The 20,719-nt window shown below is 55.9% G+C and carries 20 protein-coding genes and 1 riboswitch; of the genes, 14 read left to right on the top strand and 6 right to left on the bottom strand.

What is annotated here, in order from left to right; translation table 11 throughout:
- Positions 1-451 precede the first annotated feature (451 nt).
- The 9 genes from HRQ60_RS21260 (at position 452) to HRQ60_RS21220 (ending at position 10,357) form a co-directional block, all read left to right on the top strand.
- Positions 452-1,684, top strand: coding sequence for an aminopeptidase (locus tag HRQ60_RS21260; RefSeq protein ID WP_172199972.1), 1,233 nt, complete (start codon positions 452-454; stop codon positions 1,682-1,684).
- Between the two features lie 83 nt (positions 1,685-1,767).
- A complete protein-coding gene (locus HRQ60_RS21255) occupies positions 1,768-2,184 on the top strand; it encodes a DivIVA domain-containing protein (protein WP_172199969.1) in 417 nt (138 codons plus the stop codon).
- 115 nt (positions 2,185-2,299) lie between these two features.
- A complete protein-coding gene (locus HRQ60_RS21250; RefSeq protein WP_172199966.1) occupies positions 2,300-2,620 on the top strand; it encodes a thioredoxin family protein in 321 nt (106 codons plus the stop codon).
- A 441-nt stretch (positions 2,621-3,061) separates the two neighbouring features.
- On the top strand, positions 3,062-3,595 hold the full coding sequence (locus tag HRQ60_RS21245; RefSeq protein WP_172199963.1) for an RNA polymerase sigma factor: 534 nt from the start codon (positions 3,062-3,064) through the stop codon (positions 3,593-3,595).
- Positions 3,579-5,393 carry a hypothetical protein gene (locus tag HRQ60_RS21240; RefSeq protein WP_172199960.1) on the top strand — a complete coding sequence of 605 codons (1,815 nt, stop codon included), beginning with the start codon at positions 3,579-3,581 and terminating at the stop codon, positions 5,391-5,393. The genes HRQ60_RS21245 and HRQ60_RS21240 overlap by 17 nt, the downstream gene beginning before the upstream one ends.
- Positions 5,394-5,719: 326 nt before the next feature.
- Positions 5,720-6,253, top strand: a complete 534-nt coding sequence (locus HRQ60_RS21235; RefSeq protein WP_172199957.1) for an RNA polymerase sigma factor — start codon at positions 5,720-5,722, stop codon at positions 6,251-6,253.
- The gene (locus HRQ60_RS21230) at positions 6,237-7,982 is read left to right on the top strand and encodes a hypothetical protein (protein WP_172199954.1); all 1,746 of its coding nucleotides are present in this window, start codon (positions 6,237-6,239) and stop codon (positions 7,980-7,982) included. The genes HRQ60_RS21235 and HRQ60_RS21230 overlap by 17 nt, the downstream gene beginning before the upstream one ends.
- Positions 7,983-8,127: 145 nt before the next feature.
- Positions 8,128-8,664 carry an RNA polymerase sigma factor gene (locus HRQ60_RS21225; protein ID WP_216671661.1) on the top strand — a complete coding sequence of 179 codons (537 nt, stop codon included), beginning with the start codon at positions 8,128-8,130 and terminating at the stop codon, positions 8,662-8,664.
- On the top strand, positions 8,648-10,357 hold the full coding sequence (locus HRQ60_RS21220; protein WP_172199951.1) for a hypothetical protein: 1,710 nt from the start codon (positions 8,648-8,650) through the stop codon (positions 10,355-10,357). Before HRQ60_RS21225 ends, HRQ60_RS21220 begins: the two co-directional genes overlap by 17 nt.
- A gap of 408 nt (positions 10,358-10,765) precedes the next feature.
- Here HRQ60_RS21220 and HRQ60_RS21215 read toward each other — a convergent pair whose 3' ends face one another.
- Positions 10,766-12,046: an MFS transporter gene (locus tag HRQ60_RS21215; protein ID WP_172199948.1), complete on the bottom strand. Its 1,281-nt coding sequence runs from the start codon at positions 12,044-12,046 to the stop codon at positions 10,766-10,768.
- 180 nt (positions 12,047-12,226) lie between these two features.
- On the opposite strand from HRQ60_RS21215, the gene HRQ60_RS21210 reads away from it, so the two are divergent.
- Positions 12,227-13,444: a cation:proton antiporter gene (locus HRQ60_RS21210; RefSeq protein WP_246281428.1), complete on the top strand. Its 1,218-nt coding sequence runs from the start codon at positions 12,227-12,229 to the stop codon at positions 13,442-13,444.
- Positions 13,445-13,526: 82 nt separating this feature from the next.
- Here HRQ60_RS21210 and HRQ60_RS21205 read toward each other — a convergent pair whose 3' ends face one another.
- From HRQ60_RS21205 to queC, 5 genes are all read right to left on the bottom strand, one after another.
- Positions 13,527-13,922, bottom strand: a complete 396-nt coding sequence (locus tag HRQ60_RS21205) for a rhodanese-like domain-containing protein (protein ID WP_172199945.1) — start codon at positions 13,920-13,922, stop codon at positions 13,527-13,529.
- Between the two features lie 133 nt (positions 13,923-14,055).
- Positions 14,056-14,553, bottom strand: a complete 498-nt coding sequence (queF, locus tag HRQ60_RS21200) for a preQ(1) synthase (RefSeq protein WP_172199942.1) — start codon at positions 14,551-14,553, stop codon at positions 14,056-14,058.
- Between the two features lie 48 nt (positions 14,554-14,601).
- Entirely contained in the window at positions 14,602-15,339 is a 738-nt protein-coding gene (queE, locus tag HRQ60_RS21195; RefSeq protein ID WP_172199940.1) for a 7-carboxy-7-deazaguanine synthase QueE, read from the bottom strand.
- Positions 15,336-15,839, bottom strand: a complete 504-nt coding sequence (queD, locus tag HRQ60_RS21190; RefSeq protein WP_172199938.1) for a 6-carboxytetrahydropterin synthase QueD — start codon at positions 15,837-15,839, stop codon at positions 15,336-15,338. The genes queE and queD overlap by 4 nt, the downstream gene beginning before the upstream one ends.
- Positions 15,836-16,498, bottom strand: coding sequence for a 7-cyano-7-deazaguanine synthase QueC (gene queC, locus HRQ60_RS21185; RefSeq protein WP_172199936.1), 663 nt, complete (start codon positions 16,496-16,498; stop codon positions 15,836-15,838). Before queC ends, queD begins: the two co-directional genes overlap by 4 nt.
- A gap of 268 nt (positions 16,499-16,766) precedes the next feature.
- Positions 16,767-16,804, bottom strand: a riboswitch (PreQ1 riboswitch).
- Positions 16,805-17,150: 346 nt separating this feature from the next.
- Between queC and HRQ60_RS21180 the strand changes: the two genes are divergently transcribed.
- From HRQ60_RS21180 to HRQ60_RS21165, 4 genes are all read left to right on the top strand, one after another.
- Positions 17,151-17,897: a metal-dependent hydrolase gene (locus HRQ60_RS21180; protein ID WP_172199984.1), complete on the top strand. Its 747-nt coding sequence runs from the start codon at positions 17,151-17,153 to the stop codon at positions 17,895-17,897.
- Positions 17,898-17,955: 58 nt separating this feature from the next.
- The gene (locus HRQ60_RS21175) at positions 17,956-19,224 is read left to right on the top strand and encodes an MFS transporter (RefSeq protein WP_425501736.1); all 1,269 of its coding nucleotides are present in this window, start codon (positions 17,956-17,958) and stop codon (positions 19,222-19,224) included.
- A gap of 80 nt (positions 19,225-19,304) precedes the next feature.
- Entirely contained in the window at positions 19,305-20,063 is a 759-nt protein-coding gene (locus tag HRQ60_RS21170; RefSeq protein WP_172199932.1) for a VWA domain-containing protein, read from the top strand.
- 114 nt (positions 20,064-20,177) lie between these two features.
- The gene (locus HRQ60_RS21165) at positions 20,178-20,624 is read left to right on the top strand and encodes a tellurite resistance TerB family protein (protein ID WP_172199930.1); all 447 of its coding nucleotides are present in this window, start codon (positions 20,178-20,180) and stop codon (positions 20,622-20,624) included.
- Positions 20,625-20,719 lie beyond the last annotated feature (95 nt).

Raw genomic sequence — 20,719 nt, 5'->3', positions numbered from 1 at the left:
TCGGAAACACGCACGGTTCAAGCGGGTTTTCGAGGGGCGTAACCTAACATCGTTATCGGTCAAGGTACTAGTACCTTGACCGAGTTAAATCTAAGATTTGCGTTCATCGGAAATACGCACGGTTCAAGCGGGTTTTCGGGGGGCGTAACCTAACCTCATTATCGGTCAAGGTACTCGGTAGATTCGGAAGAAGATCGACGGCTGTTTACAGGCCTTCGGTCTTTTTCTTATGTTCAACTCACAACATTCGATTGGAATCGCTCACGGGAAACCTCTCGGTCCCGGCAGGAACGTTCCGGGAGCGAAATGGACAAGAAACGTTCGGCTGCGATTAAACTTGCGATTGAAAGCGGCTTTGTGGATTTTTGCGACATCTTTGACTATGATAAGTAGAGAGGTTTTTACAGTCGATTTTCCTATACATAAGAACGGTCATCAGGGGGCAAGAGAAATGGATTCATTTGAAAAAAAGCTGGAACAATACGCGGAGTTGGTCGTAAAGGTAGGGGTCAACATCCAAAAAGGCCAGGTGCTGCATCTCCAGTCGCCGATCGAGGCGGCGGAGTTCGCGCGGCTCATCGTTCGAAAAGCGTATGAAGCGGGAGCGAAATACGTCGAGATCGATTGGGAAGACGAAGCGTCGACCCGGCTGCGGTATGAATACGCATCGGAAGACACGTTCGACTATTACCCGACTTTCAAAGCGGAGGCGCTCGAGAAGCTGGCCGAAGACGGCGGCGCCATTATGCATATCAAAGTGCCCGATCCCGAGCTGTACCGCGGTATCGACTCGTCGCGCGTCGCGCGGGCGACCAAAGCGGCTGCGGCCGCACGCCGAGGCTATCAGCAGTATGTGCGTTCGAACCGTCTCTCCTGGTGCCTGATCAAAGCTCCGACCCGGGCCTGGGCGAATAAAGTCTTCGGCGATCTGCCCGAAGAGCAGCGCGTGGATGCGATGTGGGACACGATTTTCCAAATGAACCGGGTGGGCGAAGGCGAAGCGGTCGAGAACTGGCACAACCATATCGAGACGCTCAAAGTCATGCAGGACAAACTCAACCATAAACGCTACAAGAGTCTCCATTACCGGGCGCCGGGTACGGATCTCAAAGTCGAGCTGGCACCGGATCATCTCTGGCTGGGCGGCGGTGATACGAACGAAGCGGGCGTTTATTTCGTAGCCAACATGCCGACCGAGGAAGTCTATACGATGCCGAACCGGACAGGCGTCAACGGCACAGTCACTTCGACCCTGCCGCTGAATCTGAACGGACGCCTGGTCGAGCAGCTGTCGCTGACGTTCGAGAACGGACGGGTCGTGGATTATGAGGCAAAGTCCGGGCGCGAGCATCTGGAATCGCTGCTCGATACGGACGAAGGGGCCAAGTATCTCGGCGAGGTGGCGCTTGTGCCGCACAATTCGCCGATCTCGCAGCTAAGCCGTGTTTTTTATAATACGGGCATCGACGAGAACGCCTCCTGTCACTTCGCGCTCGGCAGCTGTTATCCGGTCAACATGCAAGGCGGAACGGAGCTGTCGCAGAACGAACTGCTGGCGCGCGGCGGCAATTCGAGCCTGACCCATGTCGATTTCATGGTTGGCTCGGACAAGCTGGATATCGACGGGGAACGGCCGGACGGAACGATCGAACCGGTATTCCGCGCAGGTCGCTGGGTGATTTAAATTTTGGTTTTGCAAAATCTTTTAATTAAAAATCGATCAATTTTTACATCAAATATGATACATTAAACAGAGGAGGGATGGGCATGGAAGAGCAGTACCAGCGTCAGCTCGAAGAGCAGAAACGTTTGTTCAAACAGCTCGGCATCAAGCTCGACGCTTTGCAAATTCATGAGAAAGATTTTCCCGTCAAAATGCGCGGGTATACGAAAGAGGACGTCGATGCGTTTCTGGACGACATCATTCTTGATTACGAGCGGTTCTATCAGGTCATCTCGGATTTGCTGGACAAGTACAACGCGCTGCAGCGCCGTCAAGGTTACGACTTGGAGAAGAAAGATGCCGAGATCGCGCGTTTGATGGAAAAAGCGAAGGTTCAGGATTATCTGGTCGACCGCCGGATCGTGGAAGAAGCCGTACAGGACATGGAACGTACGCTGCAGGCGGCCAAACGCCGTATGCGTCCGGGCGCAGGCGATGCGTCGTACCCGGACCCTTACTGAGCGCGGCCGCGCCGGAACGTGACGGCAGTCCGAACAAGGCTGCAGGCGGCGTTGTCGCACGTATACCCTTCCGCACGGACGGTCCCGTCCCCGAACCCGAGAGGAGAATGCGGATATGGAACGAATCGAAAGCCTGGAACAATATAACGAACAGATCGGCGGAGAGAAACTGACCGTCATCAAGTTCGATACGAACTGGTGCCCGGACTGCAAAAACCTGGACCGGTTCATCGGCGGTATTATCGAAAAGAACGAGGACAAAGACTTTTTCGCCATGGATGCGGAGAAGTTTCAGGATATCGCGGAGTCGAACGAAGTCCGCGGCATTCCGAGTCTGCTCGTATTCAAGAACGGCGAGAAAATTGCCCATCTGCACAGCAAGTTCGCCAAGACGCCGACACAGGTGTCCGAGTACTTGGAGTCGCTCAGCAAGTAAATCGCAGGTTGAAGATTCGTCGTTCGGCCTAGGCCGGATCGGCGCGGATTGTGCAGGGAAGAAAGGGCGGCCTTCGGCGGTCCAACGTGTCGAGAAAGTCTAATCCTGAATGAAGCGAAAAGGCGAAGGGAGAAATTCAGTGAAGGAACGATAGTGTTCGCCTTTGAAATCGGGGAAATTCCGCTAAATTTCAATCCTTTTCCCCGATTTCAACACGCGACCGGAACGAATTTCTCCCGCAGCTGACGAGCTTCTACAACGAATAAGACTTTCTCGACAACAAGGGCGGCCATCGGCCGTCCTTTTTTTGCGTGCAGATCGCTGCGGGAAGTATAGGCGCGAAGAAGTCCATTTTTTTGATCGAAAAAGGAACCGATTTCCGTACTTGGGAGTTCATATAGGCGAGTGATCACTACAGAGGGGCAAAGGAAGTGAACAACGTTGGGAGATAAAGAGCTGTTCGAGACTTATAAAGAGCCGGTGTACCATTACTGTCTGTATATGCTGCACAATCGTACGGATGCGGAAGACGTCTGCCAGGAAGTGTTCGTCAAGGCGCTGCTGGCGGACCGAAGCGGAATCGAGTATCTCAAAGCCTGGCTGATGAGAATCGCCGCCAACAAATGCCATTCGCTGGTCCGGCGCAGAACGAACGGCCGAATGAAGGAAAAGCGGGCATTCGGGCTGAACCTGCCGCTTCGCTCGCCGCAGTCGGTGGAGCAGACCTACGAATATACCGAGACGTCGGGCGAATTCGAGGAAATGCTGGGCCGGCTCAAGCCGAAGCTGCGTGAGGCGCTGCTGCTGTATTATATGGCAGATCTGTCGACAGCCGAGACGGCGCAGGCGCTGGGCGTCCCGATCGGCACCGCGAAGTCGAGAATCAGCCGAGGACTGAAAGCTTTAAAAAAGTTGACCGAAAAAGAACCGGCGCTGCCGGAGAAAGAAGGTGACGTTCATGCTTCGAGTTACTGACCATGACACCGAGCAGAAACTGCGCGGGCTGCGCAAAGAAAATCCGAACTACGATGCGATGTGGAACCGGATTCGGCTGGAAGCGGACAAACGGGAGTCGGGTTGGCAGGTACAGCCGATGCAGCCGCTCCGCCCGCGCCGAAAATGGGCCATGCCTGCGGCTTGCGCTTCGCTGGCAGCCGTGATTGCGCTCGGAGCTGCTGCTTCGCAAGGGTATTTTGAAAGTTTGTATTCGGAAGCCCAGTCGGCGCCGGTCGGTCAATCGGTCGGGGTGCAGGCGGAAGCGGAAGGCATCGTGCTGAAGCTGAATAACGTCGTGCAGGGAACCGACCGCAGCTTCGGCCAGAGCGAAGCCTCAGGCAAAATGATGCTGGACTTCTCGCTCGGCGGCTTCGGCAGCGAGGATGTGCGGGTCGCAGGTTTCGACAAATCGTCGATCACCGATCTTGATACGGGAAAGAAGCTTGAACTCAGTATGGGCGATTTCAACACGGACGATGTCCGCAGCATCGAAGATTGGGAAACCGGCCGGACGCTGAATACGTCGGCGAGAGTGACGGGAGAGTTCAATCAATCTGAAGGCCCGCATCGCTACCGGCTGGAGATGTCCGACCTGTACATGATCCGCCGAACGACAGTGCCGGTCGAAGGCAAAGTCAAGTTGGGCCAAGAATATACGGTGCTGCCCGATCGGGATTTCAAAATGAAAATTACGGATATTCAGTGGGACAAAAAGCAGGGACTATTGAATATCAAGTTTATGCCGAACAAAAATATGCCGAAGCTCGAGGCGCAGGATGACAGGCTGCTGGTTATGGATCGCGGCAACTCGGTCGGGTTGAAGCTGGGCGACCAGGAGATCGGATGGTCCAGTTGGTCAGAGGGGGCAAAGATCACGGAAGTCGAAGGTTCGTACAGCGTCAAGGGGATAACGGAAGATCAACTCTCCGATATGACGATGACCTTCACGTACGCCGAAACGGTTCGGGTCGTCGAAGGCCCGTGGGCGCTCGATTTTACGCTCGATCCATCCAAAGCCGAAGTGCCGACCGAAACGGTACCGGTCGAAGACGACTCCGCCTTGACCAAGCAGACCGGTTGGAAGCTGGGAGACGCACTGCTCGACGCTTACGGCGTCACGATTCCGATCGACCGGGGCACCGACGATCGTTCGCTGCGAGATGGGCAGATCGTCGATTACGGAAACATCACGCTTACGGACGGGGAAGTGACCACTTCCGGTTTGCAGGATCCTACTCCGAACATGAGGATGAACCAATACCGGTCCGGCGAGCAGGAGTTTGTCAAATTCGACGTGCAGGGCATGGTGCGAAATGGGAACGAAAATAAGATGACGTACGACTATTGGGAGAGCTACGATTTCCGGGACAAACCTTTGACTGCGACGTTCAGCGGCGCACGGATCGCCCACGTCGACCCTGATCTGTGGACACCTATAAAAGTTCCCGTAGAGCAAGAACAAAGGGTATCCGATACCCTATCTGATGGTACTCCGGTCGAATATAGGGTTTCGCGTAAAGATAAAGACGTGCTGGTCGAGATCGAAGTTCCGGAAGGCGTGAATTTGTATCAGCATACTCGGATTCGAGTAGATGGCCAAGAATATGCATTCGATACCGATCCTATGATCGAAAACTCGATCCGGGATGCTCAAGGCAATTATAATTACGTAGACATTTACCGCAATGTTCCCGAAGGCAAGAAATTCGAAATCAATATGCAAGCTTATGGAACGGTTGACAACACCAAAGACGCCCAAGTCATCATCCGCAAATAAAGACGCCGCCAAAGCACGTCCGGTTTTGCGACCCGGACGTGCTTTTTGACGTAACAGCAATAGGAGAGTTCAAAAAAGGCAGGTGGGCTTATGGTCGTTATTCCTCCGATTGTGGCGATGTCTGGACAGGCGCATTTCTCACTATGGTTTTAAGTAATCGTTTGGGACAGCTTCAAAGCTGCCGGGAATATTCCCGGTGGCTTTTTGGTGTGCAGGGCAAACGGGAACCTCTTCGCGGTTTCGTCAGTCCTCTATAAGAAGCGCGCGCTCATTCATCATTCAATGGGCAGGGAGGCAAACGGAAGTCGATAAGGATGTGAGGGGAAATGAACGACCTGGAGTTGTTCGAAAACTACAAAACGACGGTATATCGCTACTGTCTGTATATGCTCAAAAATAAAGGCGATGCGGAAGACGTCTGCCAGGAAGTCTTCGTCAAAGCGATGCTGGCCGACCGGCGCGAGCTCCGCAGCGAGAAGGCCTGGCTGCTGCGGATTGCGGCGAACGAATGCCATGGGCTGACCCGCCGCAGAAGCCGGGGCCGCGAGAAAGAGCAGGAAGCTTTTCTCCAGGCAGCTCCGCTGCATGCCGTGCAGTCGGTCGAGAGCGGTTACGAACGCAGGGAAACGAAGTCGGAATTCGGTCTGCTGCTAAAAGACGTCAAGCCAAGGTTCCGCGAAGTGCTGCTGCTGTACTATATGGCGGATCTGCCTATGGCAGAGGTCGCCGAGATGCTGAACCTGCCGCTCGGAACGGTCAAATCCAGACTCAACCGGGGATTGAAATCGTTAAAAAAACGGATGGAAGAAGCGGATCGACCATCGAAAAAAGGGAGTGAGTTCCATGTCTCGAATTATTGACTCCGATCTGGAGCAGCAACTGCGCGAAGTGGACGACGAAAGTCCGGATTATGCGGGCTTGCGCAGACGGATTGTACTGGAGGCGGAGAAGCGGAGAGCGGGCTGGATCGAAGGAACCACAGGAGGACGGGGGGCGCGCCGGAAATGGGCCGTGCCTGCGGCTTCGGGTCTGCTGGCCTGCTCGGTCGCAGCCGGCGTCATCTTCTGGCAGTCTGCGCCTGCGCACGATCCGATCGATACCGAACCGGTTTACGGAGCGGCGGTCGGTCAGACGCTGGAAACCTCGGCGGCCGTGGACGGCGTGAAGCTGAAGTTGGATCATGCGATCCGGGGGCATTTTGAAGGGGACGAAGCGGCAGGCAAGCAGGAAGACGACAAGCTTACGCTGCAAACAAGTCTAAGCGGACTCGATCCGGAGGATGGCGACTATGCGGGATTCGGCTCGGGCCGTCTGATCGATCTGGACACGGGAGAGACCCAGGCGTTGAACGGAGCTGTCTTCGATCTGCGGCAGGATCTGCGCGATTCGAGCGTACTGGAAGGCAGTTGGGCGGAAGAGGGGAAGAACCGCCGCCTTCGCTTTGAGATGAACGACCTCTATGTGATCCGGCGCCACACCGTTCCTCTTGCAGGAGAGCTGCAGGCCGGCCGAACCTATCCCGTGCCTTCTGTGGAAGGGACAACCGTCCGGCTGCTCGATTCCGCGTGGAACGAAGAGGAAGGGCTTCTGAATCTTCGCTACAGACTTGAAGGGAAGGAAGCGAACGCCGCGGCTTCCTATCCGGATTCGCTGCAGGTCGAGGCCGATACCCGGCTGTTGGTGAATACGGGTTCGCGCACGGTGGAGTCGACTTCGGGAACATGGAAAAACAACGAATTTAACCGTAATTACGAACTATACGATATGGATGCACAAGAACGCGAGGCGCTGACCCTGTCTTACAGTTACGCCGAGAAAGTCCGTGAGATCGACGGCAGTTGGCAGGTGGAATTCACTCTCGACGGGTCAAAAGCCGGAGCGAAGGCCGTCAAGCTGACTCCGGTAAATGCCGCGGAAGTCCAAGACAAGACCGGGTGGACGGTCGGCGAAGCGACGGTAGGGGCTTACGGGGTGTATCTGCCGATTAACAGAAAGCCGGAAGAGCGGACAGCGCAAGAAGGACGTCTGCTCTATTATGATAAACGTACCCTGATCGCCGGCGATTTCGAGTCGACCGCAGTCGAGCATACGGGCTGGCCGCTGCAACCCTTCCCCGAGCAGGGGCAGGAACATGAGGAAGCGCTCGCTTACCGTCCGTTCAGTCTTGATCTTCAGGATCTGACAGCAGGCTCCCTATCCGTAAGATTGCAGGATGCGGTCGTGCTTCGCCGGGCGCCGGACGATTTCTGGACCGAGCTTGCGGCTCCGCAGCCGGACGAACAGCAGGCGCAGGCCAAACTGCCGGACGGCAGCCGATTGACGTATCGTTATCTGCGTCAAGGCGCCGATCTCAAAGTCGTAACCTCGACGCCCGATTCGCTGCATCTGTTGGAAGGAACCGTACTGAAAGTCAATGGGGAAGTGCGGAAACCGGACGCCGACTCTTCGTATAATCCGTACCGGGAACAAGGCGATTACCGGGTCGATCTTTATCAGAATGTGCCCGAAGGGGCCGGACTGGAACTCGGATTGGGGCTCTACGGCCAAGTCGATCCGTCGCTCAACACCGAAATCGTACTGCGCAGGTAAACGACTGCTGCTCAAGCCGGGCCAGGTCTGTATTCAGACCGGGTCCGGCTTTTTTGATTTTTTTGCAAAAAGCGAACTGTTCGCGCGGCCCGCGAGTCTCTATAACTAGGGAAGAATCCTATCAGAGGGGCAAAGGACGTGAGAAATGGTGGACGATAATACGTTATTTATCACCTACAAAGAAGATGTGTTCCGATACTGTCTGCACATGCTGCGAAACCGGACGGATGCGGAAGATATCTGCCAGGAAGTGTTCGTCAAGGCCATGCTGGCGGATCGTGACAAAGTCGAGCATATCAAAGCCTGGCTGATGCGCATCGCCGCCAACGAGTGCCATTCGCTCATGCGGCGCCGAACGAACGGCAGTCTCAAAGAAAAGAAAGCTTTTACAACCAGTATGCCGCTGCGCACGCCGCAATCGGTAGAAAAAGAATACGAAAGCGCCGAGACGGCCGATGAGTTCGGCAGGCTGCTGAGCAAACTGAAGCCCAAGGTCCGAGAAGCGATGCTGCTGTATTACATGGCGGACCTGTCGACACCGGAGACGGCGGAAGCGCTGGGCTTACCGCTTGGCACGGTGAAATCCAGAATCAATCGGGGATTGAAAATGCTTAAGAAATTGTATGAAAAAAATCCGGAATCTCCGGGGGAAGGACGTGAGCGGTATGTCTCAAATTACTGAACAGCAAATCAAACAGAAAATGCTCGCTCTGCCCGATGGCAGTCCGAATTATGATGAGATGTGGACCCGTATTCGTTTGGAAGTGGAGCGCCGCCGTTCCGGCTGGAGCGAGCATACGGATGTCGTGCCGGGCAAGCCAGCCTTGTCGCGTGTACGTCAATGGACACTGGCCGCAGCAGGAGGAACCGCGGTGTATTTTGATCAGCAGACGGACAGAGAAGTCGTTACCGCCGACCCTGCCGGGCAGCGGGTCAATGTTTCGGCCGAAGTCGACGGAGTGAAGCTGACCCTGGACAATGCCGTAATCGGCCATCAAACAATGGACGATACAGACCGGATGGCGCTGCAAATGAGCTTAACCGGATTGGAAGACCAGAAATTCGATTACGCTTCGTTCAAGGAAGCCGAGATTGTCGATCTGGACAGCGGCAAAAAAATCGCAGTCGATTTCGGCGGATTCGATGCTCGAAGTGGAGTCGATCAACTGAAACTCACCGAATATATCTCCGAAAACCTGCCGACATCCGAGCAAAAGAAAAGCTACCGGATTGTCACGAAAGACCTTTACCTGACCCGGCGGTTTGAGACACCCTTGACCGGCAAACTGGCTGCGGGCAAAGAATACGAGGTTATTCCCGAGAAAGGCCTTCGGATCAAGCTTACGTCTTACAATGTAGTGCTGAACGGGGCGAAGCTCAATTTGGAATACGAAGCGAATCAAGCGGAGCCGCTGCCCGAAGATTACGATCCGAATCGAGCGAATTATGAAAGCAGCAGTTACCTTATAGCCAAAAGCGGGGATAAAACTCTTGGAAACTCGTCGATCGGATGGAAAAAAGGGAGCAAGACCCAGTCTTTCGATTTGAAGAGCCTTACGAAGCAGGAGCGAAACAATCTGCAGTTTGCTTATTCCTATGCCGAAACGGTCAAGAAGATCCAAGGTACATGGACTCTGGATTTCACGGTTGAAGGAACACAGGCGAATACGCCAGCCCAGTCGGTACCGATTCAAGACGGGGCGGCATTGGAAGAACGTACAGGCATGAAACTTTCTGAAGCGAAAGTGACTCCGTTCGAAGTGCAAATTCCCGTTAAGCGCAAAAACGATTCTTCCGTGCTTCAAGACGGGAAGTTTATGTATTACGAAGGTTTGACTTTACAGGCCGGAGATGTCGAAGTACCGGGTCTGCAGGCTCCGATTCCCGGACTGCCGTATAATCCCCTCCAAGGAATTTCGGCGCAGTCTGAAACGATGTACTTCAATTTTAGAGATAACGAGATCCAAGATCTTAGTTCGGAACCGCTGACGTTGAAACTTCGCAACGCATTGGTCGCCCGGGTGTATCCGGATATTTGGACGAACATCCAACCTCCTGCGGAGAAAACGCAGTCTGTATCCGAAACCATGCCCGATCAGAGCGTCATGGTCTACAAAGTTACCCGAAAAGGGAAAGACGTACAGGTCAATACGCAAACCCGCAACAAATTTTATATGGTAACCGGTACGCAGCTTAAAGTTGACGGCAAAACGTACGAACGCAGCGAAACCGAATCGCAGGGTAAATATAACGGAGATATCGGCTATCAGGTTGACGTTTTCAAAAATGTTCCGGAAGGCAGCGAGTTCTCGATCAACGCGGGAACGTACGGCGTGTACGATTCCTCGCGGGACATCGACATTCAGATTCGCTAAGTTTTGATCCGATTCGAGCTTTTTTGAGGGGGAAAGTTCGAATTGGGATTTTAACGGATCGAGGCGAAGCTTAGCGGCTGATTTGAACGGTTTGGAAATTCTAACGGATTGAGATGACGCTTAGAACGGAATCAGGCTTGCTTTTGACGAAAAAAAGGCGATAAAAGACGGCTAACAGATATACGATCCGTTAAAATGCGAGAAGAGGTTGATTCGGCATTCTAACGGACATACAATCCGTTAGCCGAGCCGAGCCGAGCCGAGCCGAGCCGAGCCGAGCCGAGCCGAGCCGAGCCGAGCCGAGCCGAGCCGAGCCCCCGCTACAATTGCTCATAAGCGCTGCGCCGCAAAACAAAAGAAGCTGTCCCAAAAGCCATGAATAGGGCTTGGGACAGCTTCTTTTTTTTGTCAGACCTCCGCTCCGTTCTCTTCGGCCCACGCATTCAGCTTCCGGTCGCTCGGCAGTAGAAACGTAATCACGCCAAGCAGCGGCAGGAAGCTGCAAAAGCGCATGACCGCGGCCACGCCGGCAGCGTCCATCCAACTGCCCAGCACGAGGCCGCCGATTCCGCCCATGCCGAACGCAAGGCCGGTGACGAGTCCCGATACCGCGCCGATCCGGCCCGGAATCAGCATCTGGGCGTAGACGACGGACACCGAGAAGCTCGACAGCAGGATAAAGCCGATCAGCGTCAGCAGGATGCCGGTCCACGTCAGGTTGGCATAGGGAAGCGCGAGCGTCAGCGGGGCGGCCAGCAGCATCGACGCGAACAGCACGTTGCGTTTGCCGAACCGGTCGGCCAGCGGGCCGCCCAGCAGCGTGCCTGCCGCCCCGGCCGCGAGGAACAGAAACACATAGATCTGCGCATCGGCGATGCTGACGCCGAATACGTCGCGCAGGTAAAAGGCATAGTAGCTGCCGACCGACGTGACGTACCACGAGCGGACGAAGACGAGCAGCAGCAGAAGCAGCATGGCGGACAGAATCCGTTTGCGCGCCGCCGGATTCAGCGCTTTTCGGACGACGGCTTTTCTGGCCTGCGCCGTCGCTTTGAGCGTGCGTCCGTACCAGCGGGCGATAAAGATCTGAATCACGATGCCAAGTGCGGCCAGACCCGTGAACCAGATCGCGCCGAACTGGCCGAGCGGGATAAAGATCAGCCGCGTCAGCAGCGGGGCGAGCGACTGTCCGGCGTTGCCGCCGACCTGGAAGATCGACTGCGCAAGTCCGCGGCGCGGGCCGGCGGCCATATGCGACACGCGCGAGCCTTCCGGGTGGAACGCCGCCGAACCGAGGCCCACGAAGATAACCGCGACGATGACGGTGGCGTAGCTCGGCGCATAAGCGAGCAGCAGCATGCCGGTCAGCGTGGAGGCCATGGCCATCGGCAGCAGGGCAGGCGTCGGCCGTTTGTCGGCAAACAATCCGATGACGGGCTGCATGATCGAAGCCGTGAAGTTGATCGCGAACAGGATCCAGCCGAGCTGGCCGTAGCTGAGCGACATGGAATCCTGAAGGATCGGCATGATGGCGGGAATGACCGCCTGCATCGAATCGTTGAACAGATGCACGAGACCGATCGCGAACAGCACGCCGTAGACGGTGCCGCGGGAGCGGGAATCCGGCGTGGGCGGGGAAATGGATTCCCGGCCGGGAATAGCGCTTTTGGCGCCGGTCTTGACGAACATGGTAAGGGTCCTCCGAAGCCTGGGCGAATTTTCCGTCATATGCACATATCTGGGATACAGCCGGAATGTGTATTATTGTAGCCCGGAATGTAAGGCAGGCCAAGAGCGGTGTTAGAGAAGTTTATGTTCAGGTTACGATAAAGAGAGGAGTTTGCGAAATTAACGGAAAGGGGCGATTTTTTGAACGTCCATCAGATTGTGCTTATGCTGCTGATCGGTTATACGGTGTACACCATAGATTTGAGAAAGAAATATGTTCCCGTCCCGGTTGTTCTCGTCTGTCTGGGAATCGGACTTTCGTTTATTCCTTATTTTTCTTCGCTCCATATTTCGAAAGAAATTATTTTCAATGTTTTTCTGCCAGCCATTTTATTTGCTTCGGCGTATAAGTTTCCGTTGAAATCGTTTCGGGAAAACTTTGGCTTGATGGCGACGCTCAGCACGGTCGGGTTGATTGCGAGTGCCTTTATGTTGGGCGCGGCCATTTATTACGCGGCTTTGCCGCTTGGCGTATCGTTGTCCTGGACGGGAGCGCTGCTGCTTGCCGCGATTCTGATTCCGACCGACCCGGTGTCGGTCACCGCCATTTTGGAACAGAGCTCGGGTTCGGACAAAATGGCCGGAGTTGTCGAAGGGGAATCGATGATTAACGACGGGACGAGCATTGTCATTTTTACGATTTTTCTGGCCATGCTCCAGACCGGGTCGGGCTTTTCAGTCAGCGCATTCACCATCGAATTTTTGCTCGTATCGGTCAAGGGTATCGGAGTGGGCCTGCTGCTCGGGTACTTGTTGAGCCAGGTTATGCGTTTTAACGATAACAAATCGTATCGGGTCATGGTAACTTTCATTGCGGCTTACGGTGGGTTCTATGCTGCGGAATCTATCGGGGGCTCGGGGGTGCTTGCGACCGTTGCGGCGGGAATGATGTTCTCTTATGAAATCGGACGCCACGGCGGTGGGAAGGAAGAAGACGAACAGGACCTGCGTGTTCATCTGGACGGATTCTGGGACATTGTGAAGCCCAGCCTGCTTGCCGTATTGTTTCTCTGGATCGGTCTGGACGGCGCCGAACATCTGTGGAAAGCGCAGTGGGGATTCGCCGCTGTTGTGTTTTTGCTGTCCGTGCTCGTGCGCGGGATTATGGTGGCGGGAACCTTATACGGCGTTCCGGCTTGGCGAAACGAATTTCCGCACACGTCTTCCGCTGCGCTGCTGATCACCTGGTCGGGAATCAAAGGCACGATGTCGGTCGCGCTGCTGCTCTGGACCCAGGAAGCGGTCTCCGGGCCGGATGAGAATCTCGTTCCGATCGCTTTTGCTGCCATTTTCTTGTCGCTGCTGCTGCAAAGTACCGGCATTTATCCGTTGGTTAAAGGGTTGAACCGTAAAGCTTAGCGTTTCCGGCAGCAAAAAGCAGGCACCGGCCTTTGTGCCGGTGCCTGCTTGCAAGTCTTGCGCAAAAAGAGGGGAGAGGCGATTAAGCTTCCTCCACCTCGAACCCGGCCTGTTTCCAAGCCGCCGTGCCGCCGTCGATAAACGCCACGTCGGTGAAGCCCATCATTTTGAGCGCGTAAGCGCCCAGAGCCGCTTGGCCGCCGGCGCCGCACGTCACGAGGATCGGGCGGTTGCGGTCGCTCAGGCGCTCGTCGCGCAGTTCGGCGGGAACGCCGAGATCGGCGCGGATCGGCAGCATGCCGAGCGAAATGTTCGCGCTGCTCGGGATCAGTCCGCAGGCGCCGGCATCCGTCGCATCCTGTACGTCGATGATGAACGTGTCCGGGTTGGCATTGATTTTCTCGCGAGCTTCCTGGGAAGTAACGGCGGGTACGTTGTTTCGGGCCTGGGTAACCATGTCCGTGAATGTCAAAGCCATCTTGGTTCAGCCTCCTAGTGGGTTCTAAGTATAGGTACCGAACGTTTTCGCAGGGAAGCGGAAGCGTTCGGCGCTTTCCTTATCTATTATACCCACAGAAAAATCCCCGCGTCACGTTCGATCCATACGACGCTTAGCGATTGTCCACTTTTTCCGGATACAGGTCGTGGTTCGACAAGCGGTTCCAAGCCATTTCTTCGTACTTGGTGCCCGGCTTGCCGTAGTTGGTATAAGGATCGATCGAGATGCCGCCGCGCGGCGTGAACTTGCCCCAGACTTCGATATAGCGCGGGTCCATCAGTTTGATCAGGTCGTTCATGATGATGTTCATGCAGTCTTCGTGGAAGTCGCCGTGGTTGCGGAAGCTGAACAGGTACAATTTGAGCGACTTGCTTTCGACCATTTTGACGTCCGGAATGTAGCTGATATAGATCGTAGCAAAATCCGGCTGGCCCGTGATCGGGCACAGACTCGTGAACTCCGGGCAGTTGAATTTGACGAAATAATCGCGGTACCCGTGCTTGTTGTCGAAAGACTCCAGAATGCCGGGATCGTATTCGAACGTATATGTTGTGCCCTGGTTGCCCAGCAGCGTCAGGTCTTCGAGACCGTCTTGGCGGGAATGGCTCATGGGAATTCTCCTTTGATTGAAAAATGGGAAGGCTATCAAATCGGATAATCAGACGCCGCGCTTATTGCCCCAGACGAGTGTGTGCAGCTGCGGCAGCGCGCGGGCGTCTCTCAGATCCGGAAGAACGGACAGGCGTCCGATCAGCCATTCGTAGCGTTTCAGCAGCGAAGAGACGTGATCCTGCACTTCGCCGGCCACTTCGGGATTGCCTGTCTGCAGAATGAACGGCACGTCCGAGTAGCGCTTGTGCACGCCGCGGGCGTAGGTCAGATCGTCTTCGTCGAAGACGACGATCTTGATACACAGATCGCGCTGGCCCGAAGCTTCGTGCAGCCGGTACACGATATCGTCGAGTACGTCGAAGTCGGTCTCCATGCCCGAACTTGGCGGCTTGGGCGACAAGGTGACTTCGTCGATCCGCACCAGCCAGTCCTGCCAGCGGGAACCCTGCGTTTCGACGGCGGTCCGGATACCGCGCTCGCGCAGCAGCTGTACCAGGTAGGCGATCTGCGGCAGCAGCAGCGGATTGCCGCCGGAGATCGTCACGTGATCGAAGGTATCGCCGCCGAGCGCAAGCAGCTCGTCGACGATCTGCTGCGGCGACCGCATACGGATCTGGTCTTTGGCGCTGCCGTCCCACGTGAACTTGGAATCGCACCAGGAGCAGCGGTAATCGCATCCTGCCGTACGGACGAACATCGTTTTGCGGCCAATCGACATGCCTTCGCCCTGGATGGTAGGCCCGAACACTTCGAGAACGGGAATCGGCCGGGAGGAATCCATCATGCTTCCATCCACTCCCGTCGGGCTTCCGCGTAGGAGGTCGGCGTTTCGAACAGGCGGACGAACTCGGTGCGCGCTTGCAGCTGCGCATAAGCTTCGGAAGCCAGAGCGTCTTCCATCTGCTCGTAGATCCAGACCACCATATTCTCAGCCGTCGTGTTCATAAGCGGCAGCGTCTCGTTCAGATAGCGGTGGTCCAGATAGGTCTCGATCTTTTCTTTCCAGATCTGTTTGATCTCGCCGAAATCGACCGCAATGCCGTTGGCGGACGGAATCGCCGAGAGGCCGAATACGACTTCGTACGTGTGGCCGTGCAGATTCTTGCATTTGCCTTCGTAGTCGTGCAGATGATGGGCGGCGTCAAACGTAAACGATTTGCTTACCAGCACGCGTCTGCGGTGGTAGCGCAGCTGCTCGCCTGTAATATCTTCGCCGAATACCTGAAGCTGCTGCACGATCTGGTAAGGGCCCGGACTACGCCGCTGTTCTTCGCTTTTGCTCATACCGTCGCCTTCCGTTCCGAAACGTATTTCTCGAGACCGGCGCGGCGCAGCAGGCAGGCCGGGCATTCGCCGCAGCCGTCGCCGATCACGCCGTTATAGCAGGTCAGCGTACGTTCGCGCACGAAATCGAAGGCGCCGAGTTCGTCGGCCAGTCCCCAGGTTTCGGCTTTGTCGAGCCACATCAGCGGCGTATGGATCACGAACGGATAATCCATCGCCAGATTCAAGGTGACGTCCAGCGATTTGATGAACGTATCCCGGCAGTCCGGGTATCCGCTGAAGTCCGTCTCGCACACGCCTGTTACGATATGACGGGCACCGGAGGTTTTGGCGAGAATGGCGGCGAAGCTCAGGAACAGCAGGTTGCGTCCTTCGACGAACGTGCTGGGCAGTTCGCCTTCTTCATGCGCAATCTCGATATCGTCGCGGGTCAGGGCGTTGGGAGCGAGCTGGTTCAGCAGGCTCATGTCGAGTACGGTATGCTTGACGTTCAATTCTTCGGCGATCGCCCGCGCGCAGTCGATCTCCAGCTTGTGGCGCTGCCCGTAGTCGAACGTGACTGCCTGAACGTCCGCAAATGTCTTTTTGGCCCAGAACAAACAGGTCGTACTGTCCTGGCCGCCGCTGAATACAACTACGGCTTTTTCGTTTTTAAGCATGCAAAAAACCTCTTTCTTCATCTGGGATGGGAAGGAAAGAGGTTCAGGAACTTGCCGTAAAAAAACAGGTCCGGCCGTATCCGGGCGCGTGCGCTCCGGATACGGCGGTACTTGGCGCCGCGAACGGAAAGTTCAAAGCTTCCGTTCGGTTCGGACTGCCCGCAGGAGGATCCGTCAAAGCGGCCTTGGGCAGTCCGGGATCCCCGTGTTTCTTCCGGCGGCTCCCGAAGGACACGCCGAAGAAACCTCGCATGGAGCGGGGCGGCGATTAGTTTTTTATAGAGGGAGTTCTCGAACCTCTCCCGCGCCTGGTTCGGCACGGATTCTCTTCGTCTATGCAGTTGGCTGCCGGGCGCCGGGGCGCTGCAGCGTGACTCATTATAACACAAGCTCCTGCTTGGCGATACGTCGGAATTTGCGCATTCTTGCGAATCCGTAAGGCCCGTGCTGCAGAAGGGTCTACCCGCGCCCCTACAAAACCCGAATAAAAATCCGAATATTTGTTCGTAAAATTCGGGTGTTCGTATTGAGGCGCGGAGGGGGCTGTGGTATGATTGAACCCATAAAGCGCAGCTCGCCTTTGCCAAAAGGCCAAAGCCGGAAAAACGTGCAGGCGGACAAGCGGCAGCCAGAAGAAAGGACAACCACGACCATGATGGGAAAAGCTCACTTTATTATCGGGACCGGAGTATCGTTGTCCCTCTTGGCGCTGACCGGCGCTCCGGTTACGGTCGGAGCTGTGGCGATCGCCGCCGTCAGCTCGATGCTGCCCGATATCGACCACCCGAACTCGCTGCTGGTCACCCGGGCGCTGCCGACCAAGCTGCTGCGGGTTCTGCAGTCGGCCATGCTGCTGATCGCCGCAGCGCTTCTGTTCTACGCGCCGGTCGAGCAGCCGTGGAACAGCGTGCTGGCCGCGGTGGCGGTCGTAGCCATGTTCCTGCCCGAGCAGGCGCTGCGCAAAGGCGCGTTTGTACTGATCGGTCTGGCCGTTATCGTGTTCGGTGAACGGTATGCCCCGTGGAACCGAATGGGAGGCATTCTGCTGATCGTCTTTTCGCTCGCTCCGCACCGCGGCATCACGCATACCTTCTATGCGCTTGCCGCCTGGATGCTGCTGCTGTACGGACTAACCGGGGCGCACGGACCGTCGATCTGGCTGGCCGGAGGACTGGGGTATGCGGTGCATCTGGCCTGCGACTCGGTGACGAAGAACGGAATCCGTCCGCTGCCGCCGCTCAAGGCCAAGATTCGTTTCGCGCTGATGACGACCGGCAAGAAATCCGGCAAACGCGTGGAGCGGATCGGGATCTGGATTACGATCATCCTGTTCGCCGGGGTATTCGGCATCCGCCTGATCGAATACGGAGCGAGGCTCTATCTTCGTTTGACCTCCTGATCCCAAGTCGGACTTGGGCGTCTTGCGATTCCGCTGCTGTACAAGGGAGCCTATAATGATGAGAAAAACGTCTTTCTACTGGCTGTGGTCGTCCCAGACGATGTCCAATGCAGCCGATATTTTATATGTGACGGCATTGACCGTTCTCGTCCTCCAAGGCACCGAATCTGTCGTCTCGACGATTCTCGTGCCCTTTTTTCGTATCTTCTCGCAAATCGTCAGCGGTTTTCTCGCACCTTTGATGCTCCGGAGATTCCGGCTGCCCCGTCTGATGCTGCTGTCGCAGGGCGGGCAGCTTGTGCTGTTCGCGCTGTTGGCTCTGTATCTGCAGCGCTTCGAACAGGCGGCTTCGCTGAGCGTCATCTTCGTATTGGTCTTCGTCATGTCGTTTCTCGACGGATGGACGACGCCGGTGCGCAATGCGCTGGTCCCGAGACTTGTGCCCAGAGACTGGCTGATGCGGGCCAACGGATTGATCTCGGTCAGCGACCAAACCGTACAGTTTGCGGGTTGGGGAGTCAGCGGCGTCTTGGTCGCTTTCGCAGGGCCGCCCCGCACGCTGTTGATTGCCGGCGTCTTGTACGCGGCCGCGCTCGTCTTTACCGCGCTCATTCGCGAGCCGTCCGTCCATGGTGGAATTCCGGGAAGGAACGAATCGGCTTCCGGGGCTTCCCAAGCGGCGGAAACGGATCCGAACTGGAGGGAAGCGCTGCTTGAAGGCTGGAGGCTGATCGGACGAAGCCCGAGACTGCGCGGTTTGACGCTGATCGATTCGATCGACATGCTCGGCGGTTCGGTCTGGGTCGGCGCCTTTACCCTTCTGTTCGTGCAGGAAGCGCTCAGGCAGGGCGAAGAATGGTGGGGATTCATCAACGCTTCCTATTTTGCGGGGGCCGTTCTTGGCGGGATTCTGGTCGTGACGCTGGTCAAAAAACTGCAAAAGCGGCTGTTCGATTCCATGCTGGCCGGGATTTTCGGTTATTCGGCGATTACCCTCGTCTATGCGGGGACCACTTCGCCGGCCGCGGCGCTGCTGCTGGTGCTGATCATGGGGCCGTTTGCCGAATTGTCGATGGTAGCCAGGCGCACGCTGATCCAGCAGAGCGCAAGCGACGAAGAGCTGCCGAAAGTGCTCTCCGCGCAGGCGACCGTTCTCAACCTGATCTTCTGCGCTTCGCTTCTGGGCATGGCGAAACTGGCGGAATCCGTCGGAATCGTCAACCTCTATTTCTATGCCGGCGGGATGTCGCTGCTTGCTTTTGCGATCAGCCTAGGGGTGCGGCGCCACTTCGCGTCCGAAGCTTCGCAGGAGCGTAATGTCCAATAAATACCTTTTAGAAAAAGCCTCTTGATGGTAAAGTGAACAAAACGGTTTCCTGCCGAAGAAAGGAAAAGGAGGGGACGGTAATGAGTATCGATCTGCGCAAAAAAGCCGAAGAAAACCTGATCAATCTCTCCAAGACGGCCATTATCTCGCTGGACAAAAAAGGACTCGGAAGCCAGCGGGCGCGCGTTGCGCTGGCGCTCGATATTTCGGGTTCGATGACGGGATTGTTTACGAACGGAATCGTTCAGGCGGTCTGCGAACGCACGCTGGGACTCGGCATGAATTTCGACGACAACGGAGCGGCGGATGTGTTCCTGTTCGGGGTGGACGATTACGAGGTCGGAGAGATCCGCCAGGAAAACTTCTACGAGTTTGTCGGTCGGGAGATCCGGCCGAACTATCCGCTTGAGAACGGCACGCATTACGCGGGCGTTATGCAGCGGATCGCCGACCACTATTTCCCCGGTGCGCTCAGCGTAAAAAAAGGGCTGTTCGGCTTGGGACGCGGCAAAGTAAGCGTGAAGGCTCCGCCGCCCGAAGAACAGCCCGTCTACGTTATTTTCGTGACCGACGGCAACTGCTTTGACGGGGAGCGCGCGGCCGAGATCGTACGCCGGACGTCGCATCTGGGCATTTTCTGGCAGTTTGTCGGCGTAGGCCGCGAGAACTTCCAGTTTCTTAAGAAGCTCGACGAGCTGGAAGGACGCCTGATCGATAACGCGAACTTTTTCCAGGTTAACGACCTCAAGAAAATCTCCGACGAGGAACTGTACGACCGGCTGCTGGGCGAGTTTCCCGACTGGCTCAAAGCGGCAAAGGAGAAATCGCTTATTAAATGAGTTATACTGGAGCTGTGAATGGTTACTTACATCTTAGAATCCGATTTCAGCAAGCTCGACTGTATTCCCGAACAGACTATTACCTAATTTCAATCCCAATTGGAGGCGCTTAAGATGAGTTCGTTTCAAAGCTGGCTGAACAAGACCAAGACAGGACTGCAGGATCAGGTGAGCCGTTTCAAAAACAAAGACCTGATGGACGCCATCGTGGCGGGCTGCGCGATCGTATCCGTAGCGGACGGCACGATCGACGCAACGGAGAAGCAAAAAATGGCGGGTTATATCGGCCGCAACGAGCAGCTCAAAGTGTTCAATATGAGCGAAGTCATCGACCGTTTTAACCATTTCGCCGGCAATATGGAATTTGATGTGATGGTCGGCAAGCAGGAATCGCTGCGCACCATCGCCAAATTCAAATCGAAACCGGAAGTGGGACGGGTCATCGTGGGCGTATGCTGCGCGATCGGCGCGGCCGACGGCGATTTCGACGAGATGGAAAAATCGGCCGTACGCGATATCTGCAACGTGCTGAATCTGAACCCGGGCGAATTCGGCCTGTAAGTTCGGAGCGTTTTCGACATGGAGGAAGAACCTCCGGCCTGTCCGTTTACGGTCAACGCCGGAGGTTTTTTTGCAAAAAGACTGCCGAAATTCAA

Origin of the sequence: Saccharibacillus qingshengii (assembly GCF_013185195.1) — a bacterium.
GTDB lineage: Bacteria > Bacillota > Bacilli > Paenibacillales > Paenibacillaceae > Saccharibacillus > Saccharibacillus qingshengii.
Note: the sequence above shows the minus strand (reverse complement) of the source record. Positions and strands in the feature narration are given on the sequence as shown.